At 72.9% G+C, this 15,274-nt stretch carries 16 protein-coding genes; 14 read left to right on the plus strand and 2 right to left on the minus strand.

Annotated features, from left to right (window positions below):
• From FL583_RS40495 to FL583_RS31250, 4 genes are all read left to right on the plus strand, one after another.
• Positions 1 to 638 (plus strand): MFS transporter (locus tag FL583_RS40495; RefSeq protein WP_240746878.1); only part of this gene is annotated, 638 nt, incomplete at its 5' end.
• On the plus strand, positions 635 to 1,414 hold the full coding sequence (locus FL583_RS31240; RefSeq protein WP_142708469.1) for a maleylpyruvate isomerase family mycothiol-dependent enzyme: 780 nt from the start codon (positions 635 to 637) through the stop codon (positions 1,412 to 1,414). The genes FL583_RS40495 and FL583_RS31240, both read left to right, overlap by 4 nt.
• A gap of 74 nt (positions 1,415 to 1,488) precedes the next feature.
• Entirely contained in the window at positions 1,489 to 1,752 is a 264-nt protein-coding gene (locus tag FL583_RS31245; RefSeq protein ID WP_142708470.1) for a hypothetical protein, read from the plus strand.
• A 59-nt stretch (positions 1,753 to 1,811) separates the two neighbouring features.
• Positions 1,812 to 3,629, plus strand: a complete 1,818-nt coding sequence (locus tag FL583_RS31250; RefSeq protein ID WP_142708471.1) for a DUF4062 domain-containing protein — start codon at positions 1,812 to 1,814, stop codon at positions 3,627 to 3,629.
• On the opposite strand, the gene FL583_RS31255 is transcribed toward FL583_RS31250, so the two are convergent.
• Positions 3,626 to 4,168 carry an RNA 2'-phosphotransferase gene (locus FL583_RS31255; RefSeq protein ID WP_142708472.1) on the minus strand — a complete coding sequence of 181 codons (543 nt, stop codon included), beginning with the start codon at positions 4,166 to 4,168 and terminating at the stop codon, positions 3,626 to 3,628. The two genes, FL583_RS31250 and FL583_RS31255, sit on opposite strands and share 4 nt — an antisense overlap.
• A 29-nt stretch (positions 4,169 to 4,197) precedes the next feature.
• On the opposite strand from FL583_RS31255, the gene FL583_RS31260 reads away from it, so the two are divergent.
• The 8 genes from FL583_RS31260 to FL583_RS31295 all read left to right on the plus strand — a co-directional run bounded on the left by FL583_RS31260 (position 4,198) and on the right by FL583_RS31295 (position 12,038).
• Positions 4,198 to 4,725 (plus strand): P-loop nucleotide/nucleoside kinase family protein, encoded by a 528-nt coding sequence (locus tag FL583_RS31260; protein WP_142708473.1) that lies wholly within the window; start codon positions 4,198 to 4,200, stop codon positions 4,723 to 4,725.
• A 148-nt stretch (positions 4,726 to 4,873) separates the two neighbouring features.
• Positions 4,874 to 5,851, plus strand: a complete 978-nt coding sequence (locus tag FL583_RS31265; RefSeq protein ID WP_142708474.1) for a 1-phosphofructokinase family hexose kinase — start codon at positions 4,874 to 4,876, stop codon at positions 5,849 to 5,851.
• Positions 5,848 to 6,855, plus strand: coding sequence for a LacI family DNA-binding transcriptional regulator (locus tag FL583_RS31270; protein ID WP_142708475.1), 1,008 nt, complete (start codon positions 5,848 to 5,850; stop codon positions 6,853 to 6,855). Before FL583_RS31265 ends, FL583_RS31270 begins: the two co-directional genes overlap by 4 nt.
• Positions 6,852 to 8,201 carry an FGGY family carbohydrate kinase gene (locus tag FL583_RS31275; RefSeq protein ID WP_142708476.1) on the plus strand — a complete coding sequence of 450 codons (1,350 nt, stop codon included), beginning with the start codon at positions 6,852 to 6,854 and terminating at the stop codon, positions 8,199 to 8,201. The genes FL583_RS31270 and FL583_RS31275 overlap by 4 nt, the downstream gene beginning before the upstream one ends.
• 98 nt (positions 8,202 to 8,299) lie before the next feature.
• Positions 8,300 to 9,220, plus strand: a complete 921-nt coding sequence (locus FL583_RS31280) for a hypothetical protein (RefSeq protein WP_142708477.1) — start codon at positions 8,300 to 8,302, stop codon at positions 9,218 to 9,220.
• Positions 9,220 to 9,978, plus strand: coding sequence for an ATP-binding cassette domain-containing protein (locus FL583_RS31285; protein WP_142708478.1), 759 nt, complete (start codon positions 9,220 to 9,222; stop codon positions 9,976 to 9,978). The genes FL583_RS31280 and FL583_RS31285 overlap by 1 nt, the downstream gene beginning before the upstream one ends.
• Positions 9,975 to 11,063, plus strand: a complete 1,089-nt coding sequence (locus tag FL583_RS31290) for an ABC transporter permease (RefSeq protein ID WP_142708479.1) — start codon at positions 9,975 to 9,977, stop codon at positions 11,061 to 11,063. Before FL583_RS31285 ends, FL583_RS31290 begins: the two co-directional genes overlap by 4 nt.
• Positions 11,064 to 12,038, plus strand: a complete 975-nt coding sequence (locus FL583_RS31295; RefSeq protein WP_142708480.1) for an ABC transporter substrate-binding protein — start codon at positions 11,064 to 11,066, stop codon at positions 12,036 to 12,038. It abuts the gene before it with no gap.
• A gap of 50 nt (positions 12,039 to 12,088) precedes the next feature.
• Here the strand turns inward: FL583_RS31295 and FL583_RS31300 are convergent, their stop codons facing one another.
• Entirely contained in the window at positions 12,089 to 12,478 is a 390-nt protein-coding gene (locus FL583_RS31300; protein WP_142708481.1) for a hypothetical protein, read from the minus strand.
• 159 nt (positions 12,479 to 12,637) lie between these two features.
• Here FL583_RS31300 and FL583_RS31305 point away from each other — a divergent pair, with 159 nt between their 5' ends.
• Positions 12,638 to 13,282, plus strand: a complete 645-nt coding sequence (locus tag FL583_RS31305; RefSeq protein ID WP_142708482.1) for a response regulator — start codon at positions 12,638 to 12,640, stop codon at positions 13,280 to 13,282.
• The gene (locus tag FL583_RS31310) at positions 13,279 to 15,153 is read left to right on the plus strand and encodes a sensor histidine kinase (RefSeq protein ID WP_142708483.1); all 1,875 of its coding nucleotides are present in this window, start codon (positions 13,279 to 13,281) and stop codon (positions 15,151 to 15,153) included. Before FL583_RS31305 ends, FL583_RS31310 begins: the two co-directional genes overlap by 4 nt.
• Positions 15,154 to 15,274 lie beyond the last annotated feature (121 nt).

Consider the following 15,274-nt stretch of genomic DNA (forward strand, 5'->3'; position numbering starts at 1 on the left):
CGGCGCCCGCGTCCACGGCGCCCGCGTTCACGGCGCCCGCGCCCGCGTCCGCGCTGCCCGCCCTGCTCGCGGTGCCTTTCCTCCTCATGGGCGGATTCGTCGCCACCTACAACTTCCTGACGTACCGCCTCACCGACCCCCCGTTCCACGTCTCCGAAACCGTCGTAGGCGGCGTCTTCCTCACCTACCTGGCCGGAACCCTCGCCTCCGCCCTCGCCGGCCGGGCCGCCGACCGCTGGGGCCGGCCACCCGTCCTCCTGCTCTCGATCGCGCTGATGGCGGCCGGACTCCTCCTCACGCTCCCGCCGTCCCTCCCCGCCGTCGTCGCCGGCCTGCTGGTCTTCACCTCGGGCTTCTTCGGCGCCCACTCGGTGGCCAGCGGCTGGGCCCCGGTGATCAGCCCTCGCCACGGCAGCGCGCTGTACGTCCTGGCCTACTACGCCGGCTCCAGCGTGTTCGGCGCCGCCGTCGGCCTCGGCTGGGCCGCCGGCGGCTGGCCCCTCACGGTCACCGTGATCACCGCGATGATCGCGCTCGCGGCCACCGCGTCCGCCTCGGTAGTGAAGGCGACGCGCCGACGCGGGCGCGGGCCCGCCGCCCGGAGGCGGGCCCACCCCGGGCCTAAGGTGGCCGCATGACCAACTCGAACGCCGAAGCGGGCGCGCGGATCGCGGCCCTCCGCGCCTCCCACGACCACTTCCGCGACGTCGCCGGTTCGCTCACGTCGGCCCAGCTCCGCAGCCCGGGCTACCCGTCCGAGTGGACGATCGCCCAGACGATGTCGCACCTGGGATCGGGCGCCGAGATCAACGGCCTGATCTTCGACGCGGGGGTCGCCGGCGAGGCCCCGCCGACCCAGGAGAACTTCCAGGCGATCTGGGCGGTCTGGGACAACAAGGCCCCCGAGGAGCAGGGCCCCGACTCGATCGCCGCCGACGCCGTCCTCGTGCAGAAGTTCGAGTCGCTGACCGATGACCAGCTCTCCACGCTGGAGTTCTCCAACTGGAGCGGCCCGGTCGACACCGGCACGCTCGCCGCGTTCCGGCTCTCCGAGCACGCGGTGCACGTCTGGGACGTCGAGGTGATGCTCGACCCGTCGGCGACGATCCTGCCCCAGGCCGTCGAGACGATCCTCGAGATCGCCCGCGGCCTCGTCGGCTTCGCCGGCAAGCCCGGCCCGGCCGGGCTGATCCACGTCACGGTCACCGACCCCGACCGCGAGTACGCGCTCACCCTCGGTGAGAAGGTCTCGCTGACCGACTGGGACGGCGGTGACGCGACCGGCGAACTCGGCCTCCCGGCCGAGGCGTTCCTCCGGTTGCTGTACGGCCGTCTGGACCCGGCCCACAGCCCGTCCGTCACGGCCAAGAACGTCGATCTGGACGCTCTCCGAGCGGTCTTTCCGGGCTTCTAATCGATCACCGAGACAGAAATCACAAACGGAGGCAGAATTCCCCCAGACACTGGCGTCGAAAGGGATGACTGTCCATGACCTACACCGACGACTCCGGACGCTGCTGCGGCTGGTACGCGAACGTCGAAGCGGCCCGCACCGCGAAGCAGCTGTACGCGGCGATGGAGCAGGTTCCGTGCGAATCCTGCAACCGCCACGTCGCGGCCAGCGAGGTCCCGGAGACGTTACGCCCGGTCTGGGAGTACTACTCCACCCAGACCAACCCGCGCCGCATGCCGCGCGCGCTCGGGTTCTGGCTCTACCGGCACCCGAACACGCCCGTCGTCCAGGCGTCATAGCGGCTGCGCCGGGGAGCGTCCCCTCCGTATCGTGATCGCACGATCGGAGAGGGGCGACGATGGCCGGGCGAACCGCGCCCCTGCGGGTCTTCCTGTCGTGCACGAGCGAACTCGCCGCCCCGCGCGGCGAGTCCTTCGTGGACGCGGCGATTCGCGCGGTCAACCGGGCCGGCCACGCGCCCGACCACATGCAGTGGTTCGGCGCGTCCGCGGACACGCCGGTCGACGAGTCCGAGCGCCGGGTCCGGGGCAGCAACCTGTTCGTCGGGCTGCTCGGGCACCGGTACGGCACCGAGGTGCCCGACCGCTCCGGCGTGTCCTACACCGAGGCCGAGTTCGACGCGGCCGTCGAGGCCGGCATCCCGCGGCTGATCTTCCTCCGCGACGGCGTGCCGACCGACGTCGAGCAGCGGCAGGTCGTGTTCCGGGCCAAGGCGTCCGAGGCCGTCGTCGACCGGTTCGAGACGCCGGGCGAGCTGGAGCTGCGCCTCTTCGCCGCGCTCACGCGTCACGCCGAAGACCACGACGACGCGCTCGTCGACCGGCTCGTCCGGATCCTGCGGCGCGATCCGGTGCCGGACGCGGCCCGGGCCGTCCGGGCCCTACCGCCCGAGCGCGCGGCCCGCGCGCTGGCCGAGGCCGACGCCCAGGACGCCGCCGACGTCCTCGGTCACCTCGCGTCGCCCGGGATCATGGCCGGGAGCTGGGCCGGTTCCGCCCTCGCGGCGATGAAGCCCCGCCGGGCCGACGCCATCCTCGACCTGGTCGGCGACCGGTTCACCGCCGCCCGCCTCCGGGCCGCACGGCGGGCTGCGACAGCGATCGCCGACGCGTCGGCGAAGTCGGCCGCCCTCGGCGACGCGACCGAGCCGATGACCGCCGCCGGCCCCTCACCCCGGAACACGCTCGGTTACGTACAGCGGTTCGCGCGCGGCACGATCACCTGGACGCCGACCGGCGGTACACGCGTGCTCACCGCCGACATCGCCGACTGCTTCGATCGGCACGGTGGCACGACCGGCGTACTCGGCTTCCCGATCGGCGCGTTGCAAGCAGTTCCGCATTCGCCGTTCGGCACCCGCGGTGGTTTCCAGGAATTCGAAGGAAACGTCAGCGGAAACGGGGTCGTCCGGCGCACCGAGCATGGAGCGTTCGCCAGTTGGGGACCACTGGCGGAATATCACCGCTCGACTCCCGGGCTCGGCTTTCCGCTCGGCGATCTGGTCATCGTCCCGGGCTTGGCGAAACCCGGCTTCTACCAGGAGTACGAGGCCGGAATCGTCACGTGGACCGATTCCGCAGGTGGCCAGATCCTGCGCGACGAGATCGCCGAGGAACACCTCGGCAACGGTGGCGGAATTGTCTTCGCCACCGGGCCGGCTGAGCCGAGCCCGCGCTCACCGCAGGGCACCGACGGAGTGACGCAACGCGTCGAGGTGGCCGACGGCGCCTACGAGAGGGGGTTCGCCGATCGACTGTTCGCGCCCCGCCCGCAGGTGGTCCGGACGACATCGTCGCTCGAGGTGGACGTCACCGTGCGGCCTGCGGTGGCGTACTCGTCGGACGTCGGTGGCACCGTCGTTCTGAGCGATCGGGTCGACGAGCGGTACGCCGAGGCCGGCGGCACCGGGGGGCCGCTGGGGTTCCCGCTCGAGGCGGTCCGTTGGCCCTGGCCCGCCCAGCCGTTCGAGGGCGGGGTGATGTCACGCGAAGGCGTCGTCGTCTCCGGCGCGATCCATTCGCTCCTGCGCGCCGACCGCGCGCTCGCGGCCCGGCTCGGCGAGCCCGAAGAAAACAAACAGGGCGCGATCCAATTCTTCGCGAACGGCGTGGTCACCATTCGGAACGGGATCGCCGAACCCTGGGTACGGCCCTAACTCTCGCGCAGATACTTCGGCGGCACCGCGTCCACCAGCCACACATTGTTCGCCGACCGGTAGAACGTGTGGCCGTCCTTTTCCATGGCCGGAGCGTCGATCTCCAGAATGGCCACCGCACCGCGTCGCCGGGCGCCGACCCGCTGGGCGGTCTCGCGGTCGGGGGAGAGGTGCACGTGGTGCCGCTTCCCCTTGATCAGGCCCTCCGCCCGGATCGACGGCAGCACCGCCGCGCTGGTGCCATGGAACAGCACCCCGGGCGCGGTCGCCGGCTCCAGCCCGAGCTCCACCGGCACTGAGTGGCCCTGGTTGGCGCGGACCCGCTCGACCCCGTCCGGGCCGACGACTACCGCGAACCGCTGCTTGTCGCTGGTCTCGACGATCGTGTCGAACACGTCCCGGTCGAGGCGGAGCGCGGTGAGGAACGCCGGTACCGCGACCCAGCCGGCCTCGTCGAGCGTCAGCCCGAATTTCCCCGGATCGTGCCGCAAGGCCAGCGACATCCTCTTGCTCAATCCGGTCAGTCGTGATCTTTCCATGCCACCAATTGTGTTTATGCTGCCGAACCATGTCGACTCAGATAGCCGTGCTCATGACCGGAGCGCCGGCTACCGGCAAGTCCACCGTCGGGCGCCTGGTCGCCCGGGCGTTGAAGGCCGCGCTGCTCGACCAGGACGTCATCACCGGTCCACTGGTCGAGGCGATCGGCGCCGACCTCGACGGGCCCTCGGGTCTCGCCCTGCGGCGCGCCCGCTACGAGTCGATCGTCGCGACGGCCGAGGACTGCCTGGCGGTGGGCGTCTCGGTGGTCCTGGTGGCCCCGTTCACTACCGAGCGCACCGATGTGGATGCTTACCGTCAGCTGGAGGCTCGGCTCGGCGTGCCGACGACGCTGGTCTGGCTCACCGCCCCGGCCGCCGTGCTCGTCGCCCGGATGACGGCCCGCGGCGCGCTGCGTGACGCCGGCAAGCTGGCCGACCCCGACGCCTACTTCTCGACCGGCCTGCTGGCCCCGCCGGCCGCGCCGCACGTGGCCGTTGATGCCAGTGTGGACCCCGTGACCCAGCTGGAAAACATTCTGACGTCACTCCCTTGACATCTCCGCGCCACGAAGCGCAGAGTTTCCCCACCTGGTCGTGACAACGATTACCTAGCTCGAACCCCCAGCGTACGAATCCCGCTCAGGGAACCGAACGCGAACTCGTGACAACGTTTACCTTCACCGCGGAAGGGAGCTGCCGGCCATGCTCGTCGCCAACCCGAACCTCGCCATCGACCGGCTCGTCACGCTGGCCGAGATCGTGCCGGGCGCCGTGATGCGCTCCCGGCGGACCGAGCTCTCCCCGGGCGGCAAGGGCGTGAACGTGGCCCGGGTGCTCCGCGCCCACGGCGTCGACGTCCCCTTACTGGGGTTGCTGTGCCAGGGGGACGGCGCGCTGCTCGCCGGTCTGCTGGCCGACGAGGGCGCGGACCTGGTCGCGGTCGAGACGCCGGGGACGGTCCGGCAGGCCCTGGTGTTCCGGGAGGCCGACGCCGGGCGCATCACGGTCGTCAACGAGCCCGGCGACGCGGTCCCGGCCGCGGCCTGGCAGTCCTACCTGGACACGGTGGCCGCCCGGCTGAACGCCGGTGACCTGCTGACGGTCTCCGGCAGCCTCCCGACCGGGGTTCCGGTCGAGGGCTACCGGCAGCTCGTCGAGCTGGCCCACGCCCGCGGGGCGATCATCGTCGTCGACGCGGCCCCGGCGCCGCTGGCGGTCGCGCTGCCGGCCCACCCCGATGTGGTCTGCCCGAACCTGGAGGAGGCCGAGGCCACGCTCTCCGGTGCGCCGGTCGACGTACTGCCGATCCCGGACGGGGCCGACGTCCGCGAGCGCGCCGAAGCGGCCGCGCGCGCCCTCGTCGCCGCCGGAGCCCAGCGGGCTGCGGTCACCGCGGGCGCCGCCGGCACCGCGTTCGCGACCGCGACCGCTCTGACCTGGATCCCCACCGTCCCGGTCGACGTCGTCTCCGCGGTCGGCGCCGGCGACTCGTTCGTCGGCGGGCTCGCGCTCGAGCTGCTCGCCACGAATTACGCCGACTGGCGGGCCGCGGCCGTGCGCGGAGTGGCCACCGCCAGCGCGTCCTGCGAAACGCCGCTGGCCGGCGGGGTGGACCCTGCCCGGGCGGAACAGCTGCGCGGCAAGATCGAGGCACTCCTCGACGAAGCAGGTGCCGCATGAACAAGCCCCAGGTCCGCCTCAAGGACGTCGCGGAACTCGCCGCGACCAGCACGAAGACCGCCTCCCGGGTGATCAACGGCGACCCCAGGGTCGCCGAGGAGACCCGGGTCCGGATCCTCGCCGCGGTCCGCGAGCTGGGCTACCGGCCCGACCCGACCGCCCGGTCCCTGCGCAAGGGCACCGACGACACGCTGGGCCTGGTCATCGACTCGATCGCGGACCCGTTCTTCGCCAACATGACCGGCACGATCGAGCGGCTGGCCATCGCCCGAGGACTGCGCGTCATGATCGCCAGCACCGGCCGCGACCCGCGGCTGGAGACCACTGTGGTCGACGACCTGCTGGCCCGTCGCGTCGCCGGGCTCATCGTCGCCCCGACCGCGCCCGACTACGCGCACCTCGCCAACGCGTCCTGCCCGGTGCTGTTCGTCGACCGTCGTCCCGAGGGCTTCGACGGCGAGACGGTGCTGGTCGACGACAACGGCGGGGCCCGGCAGGCGGTCACCCACCTGGCCGCCCAGGGACACCAGCGGGTCGGGTACGTGGGCGGCAAGATGGACGTCGCCACCACCCGGAGCCGGCTCCAGGGCTACCGCGACCAGGTGCAGGCGTCCGCGCTGAGCGACGCCGACGAGCTGGTCCGGATCGGACGCAACACCGCCGACGAGGGCCGGGCCGCGACCGAGGAACTGCTCGCGCTGCCCGAGCCGCCGACCGCGATCTTCTCGTCGAACACCCGTTGCTCGCTCGGCGTCGTCGCCGCGCTGCACGCCTGCAACCGCACCGACGTGGCGCTGGTCTGCTTCGGCGACTTCGGCCTGGCCGACGTCCTGCAGCCCGGCGTCACGGTGATCGACCACGACCCGGGCGCGATCGGGCAGGTGGCGGCCGAGACCATGTTCGACCGCCTGGCCGGGAAGCAGCCTCAGGAGAAGAACGTCATGCTGCCGTTGCGGCTGGTCATGCGTGGCTCCGGTGAACAACCACCGGCGGTGCGCAGATGACCGGACTCCTGCTCGGTGTCGACCTCGGCACCTCCGACACGAAGGTGCTGGTCCTGCGGGCCGACGGCTCGCGGATCGGCACCTGGCGCCGGCCGACGGTCTGGCGCCGGTTACCCGGCCGCCGGGTCGAGACCGAGGCGGCCACCCTGCTCGACGGCGTGCTGGGAGTCGTCTCCGACGCGCTGGCCGGCCTCGACGAGCCGGTCACCTCCCTGGGCCTCACCGGGCTGGCCGAGTCCGGCGTCGTGATCGACGGGGCCGGGCAGCCGGGCTCGCCGGTCATCGCCTGGCACGACCCGCGCGGGGCCGAGCAGCTGGCCCGCACCCCGCGCGAATTCCGGGACGCGTTCGGAGTCACCACCGGCCTCCCGCTCCACCAGCAGTGGACGATCGCCAAGCTGCTCTGGGCCACCGACAACGGGTTGACGCTGGCCCGAGGATCACGCTGGCTGAACGTCCCCGAGTACATCGCGTTCGCGCTCGGCGCGGACCCGGTCGCCGAGCCGTCGCTGGCCTCCCGCACCGGGATGCTCGACCTCGAGACCGGTGGCCCCTGGACGGCCGCGCTCGACCTGCTGGACGTCGGCCCCCGGTTCGTCCCCGAGCGCCGCTACGCCGGTGAGCCGGCCGGGACCGTGCGGAACCCGGCCGCCCCGAAGCAGCTGCAGGGAGCCACGATCTCGGTCGCCGGACACGACCACCCGGTTGCCGCGTTCGGCGCCGGCGCGGTCGGCCGCGACGACCTGTTCAACTCGTGCGGCACCGCCGACACGCTGCTCCGCGCGATCCCGCGAGTCGTCACCGCGGCCGAGCGTCGCCTGCTGACGAGCGCCCGGGTCGAGGTCGGACGCCACATCCTGCCCGGCACGACGCTGGTCAACGCCCCGTCGCGGGCCGGACTCGTCCTCAAGCGGGTCCTGGCCGCGGTCGGCGCGGCCGACCCGGCCGACCTCGACGCGCACCAGGACGGCGCCGACGCCACCCGGGCCACCGTGACCGGCTCCGACGTCGAAGCCGACGACGTCGTGATCGGACTGCGCGAGGGCGCCACGCCGATCGACGTCTGGGCGGCCGCGGTCGCGGCCAACGCGGCTTACACCGCCGAGCTGCTGGCCCGGATCGCCCCGGTCGCCGGCCCGTACGGACGCGCGGTCGCGGCCGGGGGCTGGCTGCGCCTCGACAGCGTCCGGACCAGCAAGAGCGCGGTGCTGCCGGGGCTGACCGTCAGCACGATCGACCAACCGGGAGCGTTCGGCGCGGCCGTGCTCGCGGCCTGGGCGGCGGCCGGTAGCCCCGGCACCGTCGCCGAGTTCTCCGACCGGCTGCGAAGGCCGGTACCCGCCTAGCACCCCGCCGAACGAGACCCGTACCCCCGTGCGTCCACGAAGGTAATCGATTACCTCGTCGACCGACGCACAACCCTCAGTACGACGAAGGGAACCCGATGACGACCGAATCGGTCGCTGCTACCACCACTCTGGACGACATCGCCGACCAGAACGGCGTCTTCTCGATCATCGCGATGGACCAGCGCAACACGCTGCGCCGGATGTTCACCGCGGTCGGCATCGAGGCCACGCCGGACGACATGGACCAGGCCAAGGTCGACGTCGCCGCCGCGCTCACCCCACTGGCCAGCGGCATCCTGCTCGACCCGACGATCGGCGTCCCGGCCGTCCTGAAGGCCGACGCGCTGGCCGCGAACTGTGGCCTGCTGATCGCGGCCGAGCCGGAGAAGCGCCCGACGTACAACGGCGAGCCCCGCGCCGCCCGCGACCCGCAGCAGGGTGGCGCCTGGGTCCGCGCGCTCGGCGGCCACGCGGTGAAGTTCCTGATCCAGGTCCGTCCGCACCGCCAGTTCGGCCACGGTGAGCCCGACCTGCAGGCCGAGGCCATCGAGGTCGTCCGCCAGGTCGTCGCCGACTGCCGCGCGGCCGGCATCCCGTCCGTCGTCGAGAACCTCATCTACTCGCAGCCGGGCGAGGAGCTCAGCGCGCAGCAGCGCGAGGACCTGATCGTCGAGTCGGCGATCCTCCTCGACGACCTGGAGCCCGACCTGCTCAAGCTCGAGTACCCGGGCAGCGCGGCCGGCGCGAAGCGCCTGGCCGGCGCGCTGCACGGCCCGTGGGCCGTGCTCTCGGCCGGGGTCGCGTTCGACCAGTTCCAGGAGGTCGTGCGGGTCTCCTGCGACGACGGTGGCGCGTCCGGGTTCATCGCCGGCCGGTCGGTCTGGAAGGAAGCGATCGGGATGGACGCCGCCGAGCGCGCGGTGTTCTTCGCCGAGTCGGCCCGTCCCCGGCTGGAGACGCTGCTCGCGGCCGTCGATGGCCGGGCGCGGTCGTGGCGAGAGGTGGCGCGTCACTGATGGCACCGGTGCTGCAGGCCCGCGGGATCACCCGCGAGTACGGACACGTCACGGCCCTGGCCGGTGCGGACTTCGACATCGAGGCCGGGGAGGTCGTCGCGCTGATCGGCGACAACGGAGCGGGCAAGAGCACGCTCACCCGGATCCTGTCCGGGACCGACGCGCCGACCAGCGGCGAGATCCTGTTCGAGGGCGAGCCGGTGACGCTCTCGTCGCCGGTGGCCGCGCGGGAGCTCGGGATCGAGACCGTGTACCAGGACCTCGCGCTCGCGCCCCACCTGTCCGCGGTGCAGAACATGTACCTCGGGCGGGAGATCATGAAGCGCGGCCTGCTCGGCCGGCTGGGCTTCATGGACCGGGCCGCGATGCGGGCCGGCAGCCGCACGGCGTTCGACTCCCTCGGCGCGACGGTCCGCGAGCTCGACGGCACGGTCGGGGGAATGTCTGGCGGGCAGCGCCAGGGCATCGCGGTCGCCCGGGCGGCGGCCTGGGCGAGCAAGGTGATCTTCCTCGACGAGCCCACGGCCGCGCTCGGCGTGGTCCAGACGAAGAACGTGCTGGACCTGATCCGGCGGACCGCCGCCAACGGGATCGCGGTCGTGTTCATCAGCCACTCGATGCCGCACGTCATCGACGTCTCCGACCGGGTCCAGGTCATGCGCCAGGGCCGCCGGGTCGCGACGTTCCGCACCGCCGACACGTCGATGGAACAGCTCGTGGGCGCCATGACCGGCGCCCTGGACGGGAGGGTCGCGTGAGCACCGTCGCTACGAAACCCCGGGAAGCACCCGCGAAGACGCCTCCGGCCAAGGGCCGCGTGCTCAAGCTGCTGGCCACCCAGCAGTTGCAGATCGTGTTCGTGCTGCTGGTGATCTACGCGATCTTCGCGATCGCCCGTCCCGAGACGTTCCCGACGCTCTACAACCTGCGCGGCATCGTCGTGAACACGTCGATCCTCGCGGTGCTCGGCGCCGGGATGACGCTGGTGATCATCACCGGCGGCATCGACCTCTCGGTCGGCTCGGTGTTGGTGTTCAGCGGCGTCATCGCGTCCAAGACGATGGTGGCGGTCGGCGGCCAGGGCTGGGGCGCGGCCGCGATCGGGCTGCTCGTCGCCTGCGGGTGCGGCCTCGGCTGGGGCCTGCTGAACGGCGTCCTGATCGCGAAGCTGAACATCCCGCCGCTGATCGTGACGCTCGGCACGCTCGGGATGGCGCTCGGCTTCTCGCAGATCCTCACCAAGGGCGTGGACCTCCGGGACGCCCCCGACGTGCTGGTGAACAACATCGGCTTCGGCAACGTCTTCGGCCAGGTGCCGTGGATCTCGGTGATCGCGCTGGTCGTCGTCCTCGTCGTCGGGGTGCTGCTGCACCGGACCCGCTGGGGCCTGCACACCTACGCGATCGGCTCCAACGCCGAGGCCGGCCGTCGCGTCGGGCTGAAGGTCGACCGGCAGCTGATCGGCGTCTACGCGCTGGCCGGACTGTTGGCCGGCTTCGCCGGCCTCCTCAACCTGGTCTTCTACCAGTCGACGACGATCGGCGGGCAGACGCAGACCAACCTCAACGTGATCGCCGGCGTGGTCATCGGCGGCACCAGCCTGTTCGGCGGGGTCGGCACGATCTTCGGCACGATCATCGGCCTGTTCATCCCCGCGGTGCTGCAGAACGGGTTCGTCATCCTCGGCGTCCAGTCGTTCTGGCAGCAGGTCGTCGTCGGGGCGGTCCTCATCGCCGCCGTCTACGCCGACCAGACCCGGCGGGCCCGCGCCCTGCGGGGCGGGCGGTCCCGCGTGCGCTTCCCCTTCCTCTCGTCACGTACCACTCCAACGAAGGAGCACTGAATGAACAGAACCCGGACGACGGCGGCGCTGGCCGGCCTGGCGGCGGTCGCGATGCTGGCCGCGGGCTGCGGCGGCGACTCGTCGAGCGGCGGCGACGGCGGCTACAAGCTGGCGTTCATCCAGGGCGTGACCGGCGACGCGTTCTACGTGACGATGGGCTGCGGCGTCCAGCAGAAGGCCAAGGAGCTCGGCGCGACCGTGTCGATCCAGGGGGCGCAGAAGTTCGACCCGACGCTGCAGACCCCGGTGCTCCAGTCGGTGATCTCGTCCCGCCCGGACGCGATCCTGATCGCCCCGACCGACGCCAAGTCGATGGAGCAGCCGATCAAGCAGGCCACCGCGGCCGGCATCAAGGTCGTCCTGGTCGACACGACGCTCGAGAACACCGGCGACGTCGTCTCGTCGATCTCGTCGGACAACGAGGGTGGCGGCGCGGCCGCGTTCAAGGCGATCCAGCAGCTGGCGCCGAACGGCGGCAAAGTGCTGGTGATCGACAACCAGCCGGGGATCTCGACGTCCGACGCCCGCACCAAGGGCTTCGACGACGCGGCCAAGGCCGACAGCAAGTACACGAACCTCGGCGTCCAGTACGTGCAGAACGACCCGGCCAAGGCCGCCCAGATCGTCACCGCGGCGCTGCAGAAGGACCCCGACATCGTCGGCATCTTCGCGACGAACCTGTTCGGCGCGACCGGCGCGTCCACCGGCGTCCGGCAGGCGGGCAAGCAGGGCGCGGTCAAGATCGTCGGCTTCGACGCGGGATCGGACCAGGTCAAGGCGCTGCAGGAGGGCACGATCCAGGCCCTGATCGCGCAGCAGCCCGGCACGATCGGCACGGATGGCGTCGACCAGGCGGTGAAGTCGCTGAAGGGGGAGTCGACCGAGAAGACGATCCAGACCGGCTTCACGATCGTCACCAAGGACAACCTGAACAGCTCCGAGGGCCAGGCGGCCCTCTACAAGTCCAGCTGCTGAGCCTGCGCCTCCGTCCGCGGCCGACGGCCGCGGACGGAGGCGGTCCGCGGTCAGGAGCGGGGCGCGCGCGACAGGACCAGGACGATCGCGGTGACGGTCAGGACGACCTGCACCGCCACCCCGGCGACCAGCCCGGCCGGCACCCCGGGGACGAAGAACGCCGGCAGTGCGCCCAGCGTCGAGAGGATCCGGGTCCCGGCCACCACCCGGGCGCCGATGCGGTTCCCGGTTCTCCAGGTGTAGACGGCCGCGGCCAGCGTGAGCACGCCGAGTACGGCGCCGATGATCAGGACGACCAGCGGCGGCCCGGCCTCGCCGGAGTCGGTCGGGATCGCCAGGCCGACGAGGTCGGCGACGCCGAGCAGCGCGGCCAGCGCCAGCCCGATCTTGTTCTTCGTGGTGACCGGGGCGGAACGGCGGGTGGCGGCGATCGAAGTCATGAGTGGTCCCCTCGGGAGCTGCGGTTTCGGATGCCCTCAGCCTGTGGTCCGCTCCGGCCCCGGCACATCGGCCCGATCACCCGGCCACCCGGGAAGCTGCCCGGGTGATCTGGGGGCCGGCCCGCCCCACCTGGGCGTTCCGACCGTCATCATCTGAGCATGGAACCGGTCATCCGTGTGCTGATCGCCGACGATCACCTGGTGGTGCGGCGCGGAATCCGCGCGCTGCTCTCCTCGCTCGACGGCGTCGAGGTGGTCGGCGAGGCGGCGAACGGCGAGGACGTGCTGCGGGAGGCGCAGCTGACCCGGCCCGACGTCGTCGTGATGGACGTGCAGATGCCGTCGATGGACGGGATCGAGGCCACCCGCCGGCTCGGTTCGGTCCTGCCGGACGTCCCGGTGCTCGTGCTGACGATGTTCGAGGACGACGACACGGTGTTCGCGGCGATGCGCGCCGGGGCCCGGGGGTACCTGCTCAAGGGCGCCGAGCAGCAGGACATCCTGTCGGCGGTGCGGTCGGTCGTCGCCGGGCAGGTCGTGATCGGGCCCGGGATCGCGAGCCGGCTGATCACCTACCTGAGCGCCCCGCCGGCCCAGGACGTCCCGTTCCCGGAGCTGACCCCGCGCGAGCGGGAGATCCTCGACCGGATCGCGGCCGGCCGCACCAACACGGCGATCGCCGGGGAGCTCGGGCTGGCGGCCAAGACCGTCGGCAACCACGTCTCGGCGATCTTCGCGAAGCTGCGGGTGGCCTCGCGGGCCGAGGCGATCGTCCGGGCCCGCGAGGAGGGGCTCGGGCGGTGAGATCCGGGTGGGCGATCGGGGCGCTTCCCGGCGGGCTGTGCGTCGCCGGGCTCGTGCTGCTCTGGACGTCGCCGCCGCCACCGGAGCTGGCCTGGTCGGTCGTCTGGGCGCTGGTCACCGGGTCCGGGTTCGCGGCCGCGGCCACCACCGTGCTCGCCCTGCGGCCGTCGTCGGGGCCGGGCCGGGCGATGTTCGCCGGGGCGCTGCTGCTGCTGGCCGCGCCGCTGGGGTCGGCGGCCGGGCTCGGCCGGCTCACCGAGCTGCTGCTCGTCGGGGCGGCCGCGCTGGTGCTGCCGCTCGCGCTGATGCAGGTCGTGCCCCGGCGCCGGGCGCAGGGCGTGCAGCGGGCGCTCGACCTGGTCGTGGGCGTGGGCGGGGTCGCCACGCTGGCCGCGATCGGGTTCCGGCTCGGCCCGGCCGGGTTCGTCACCGCCGGGGTGGTCGGCGTCGGGCTGTTCTGCGCCGGCTGGCTGCAGTTCGAGCTGACGTCCGGCGACGAGCGCCGCCAGGTCCTGTGGCTGATCCTCGGGGTCGCGGCCGCGCTCCCGACCACGTTCCTGTTCGACGTCCTGGCCGACAGCAGTTCGATCACCGCGGAGCAGGTCGCGGTGGGCGTCGGCGTGCTGAACCTGGCCCTGCCGCTCTCGGCCGCGATCGCGCTGCTCGCGCCCCGGTGGACCGACGTCCGGACCGTGATCAGCCACGCGGTGACCGGCGTGACGATGGTCGTGCTGGCCGTGGCCGTCTACGCGGGCGGTGAGTCGGTGTTGCGCCTGCTGGCCGGCGGGGTGCCGCCGCTGTCGGCCCGGGCCGTGCTCGCGGCCGCGGTCGCGGCCGGATTCCACCCGGCCCGGGTGCGGGTCCGGGCCGCGGTGGACGAGCTGCTGTTCGGCGGCCGCTCGGACCCGGTCGACGCGCTCACCCGGCTCGGCTCGGAGCTCACCGCCGGGTCGCCGCCGACCGAGTGGCTGGAGACGCTGCGGTCGGCGCTGGCGGTACCCGGTCTGGTGATCCGGCGCGAGGACGACGTGGTGGCGGCGGCCGGGGAGGTCGATCCGGAGCGGTGCCTGGCCATCCCACTGCGGGCCGGCCCGGAGCACGTCGGCGACCTCGTGGTCGGCGTGCCGCCCGACCAGCTCGGACCCACCGCGGCGACCCGGGACGTCCTGGCCCTGGTGGCCGCGCCGCTGGCCCAGGCGCTGCACGCGGCCCGGCTGAGCGAGCAGCTCCGGATCTCCCGGGGCCAGGTCGTGGCCGCGCTCGAGGAGGAGCGGCGCCGGGTCCGCCGCGACCTGCACGACGGGCTCGGCCCGGCGCTCACCGGCATCGCCTACAGCGCCGACGCGGCCCGGAACCTGGTGACGTCCGACGCCGGGCAGGCCGGGGAGATCCTGCGCGAGCTACGGGCCGACGTCGGGGAGGCGATCGCCGAGGTCAGGCGGATCGTCTACGGCATGCGTCCGCGGGCGCTCGACGAGCTCGGGCTGGTCGAGGCCGTGCGGCAGCGCAGCCTGCACCTGCCCGGCACCGACGGCCGGGCGCTCGCGGTGACGATCGAGGCCGGGCCGCTGCCCGAGCTCCCGGCCGCGGTGGAGGTGGCCGCGTACCGGGTGGCGGTCGAGGCGCTGACGAACGTGTCCCGGCACGCCGAGGCCGGGGCGGCCCGGCTGCGGCTCGCGGTCGACGGGCGGCTCCTGCGGCTGACCGTCACCGACGGCGGGACGGACCGGGGCCGGTGGGAGCCGGGCGTCGGGCTGACGTCGATGCGGGAGCGGGTCGAGGAGATCGGCGGCACGCTGCGCGCCGCGTCCGGCCCGGCCGGGGGAGAGGTGACCGCCGAGATCCCGCTGGACGTCCTCCCGGCCGGCTGACCCGGCCCGCCCCACGGTACCCACCGGGTCGTAACGTTCACCGGACCGTCGTGCTGCGCCCGCTTTCCGGACGAGGCCCGCCGCCTACGCTCGCGAACGGTCACTCTGCTGTCACCGTTCG

Origin of the sequence: Cryptosporangium phraense (genome assembly GCF_006912135.1) — a bacterium.
In the GTDB taxonomy this organism is placed as follows: Bacteria; Actinomycetota; Actinomycetes; order Mycobacteriales; family Cryptosporangiaceae; genus Cryptosporangium; species Cryptosporangium phraense.

Coding starts and splice junctions, on each gene's coding strand:
- FL583_RS31300 (WP_142708481.1), bottom strand. CDS start 12,478: ATGACTTCGATCGCCGCCACCCGCCGTTCCGCCCCGGTCACCACGAAG.
- FL583_RS31265 (WP_142708474.1), top strand. CDS start 4,874: ATGCTCGTCGCCAACCCGAACCTCGCCATCGACCGGCTCGTCACGCTG.
- FL583_RS31280 (WP_142708477.1), top strand. CDS start 8,300: ATGACGACCGAATCGGTCGCTGCTACCACCACTCTGGACGACATCGCC.
- FL583_RS31270 (WP_142708475.1), top strand. CDS start 5,848: ATGAACAAGCCCCAGGTCCGCCTCAAGGACGTCGCGGAACTCGCCGCG.
- FL583_RS31285 (WP_142708478.1), top strand. CDS start 9,220: ATGGCACCGGTGCTGCAGGCCCGCGGGATCACCCGCGAGTACGGACAC.
- FL583_RS31250 (WP_142708471.1), top strand. CDS start 1,812: ATGGCCGGGCGAACCGCGCCCCTGCGGGTCTTCCTGTCGTGCACGAGC.
- FL583_RS31240 (WP_142708469.1), top strand. CDS start 635: ATGACCAACTCGAACGCCGAAGCGGGCGCGCGGATCGCGGCCCTCCGC.
- FL583_RS31245 (WP_142708470.1), top strand. CDS start 1,489: ATGACCTACACCGACGACTCCGGACGCTGCTGCGGCTGGTACGCGAAC.
- FL583_RS31275 (WP_142708476.1), top strand. CDS start 6,852: ATGACCGGACTCCTGCTCGGTGTCGACCTCGGCACCTCCGACACGAAG.
- FL583_RS31260 (WP_142708473.1), top strand. CDS start 4,198: ATGTCGACTCAGATAGCCGTGCTCATGACCGGAGCGCCGGCTACCGGC.
- FL583_RS31305 (WP_142708482.1), top strand. CDS start 12,638: ATGGAACCGGTCATCCGTGTGCTGATCGCCGACGATCACCTGGTGGTG.
- FL583_RS31295 (WP_142708480.1), top strand. CDS start 11,064: ATGAACAGAACCCGGACGACGGCGGCGCTGGCCGGCCTGGCGGCGGTC.
- FL583_RS31255 (WP_142708472.1), bottom strand. CDS start 4,168: ATGGAAAGATCACGACTGACCGGATTGAGCAAGAGGATGTCGCTGGCC.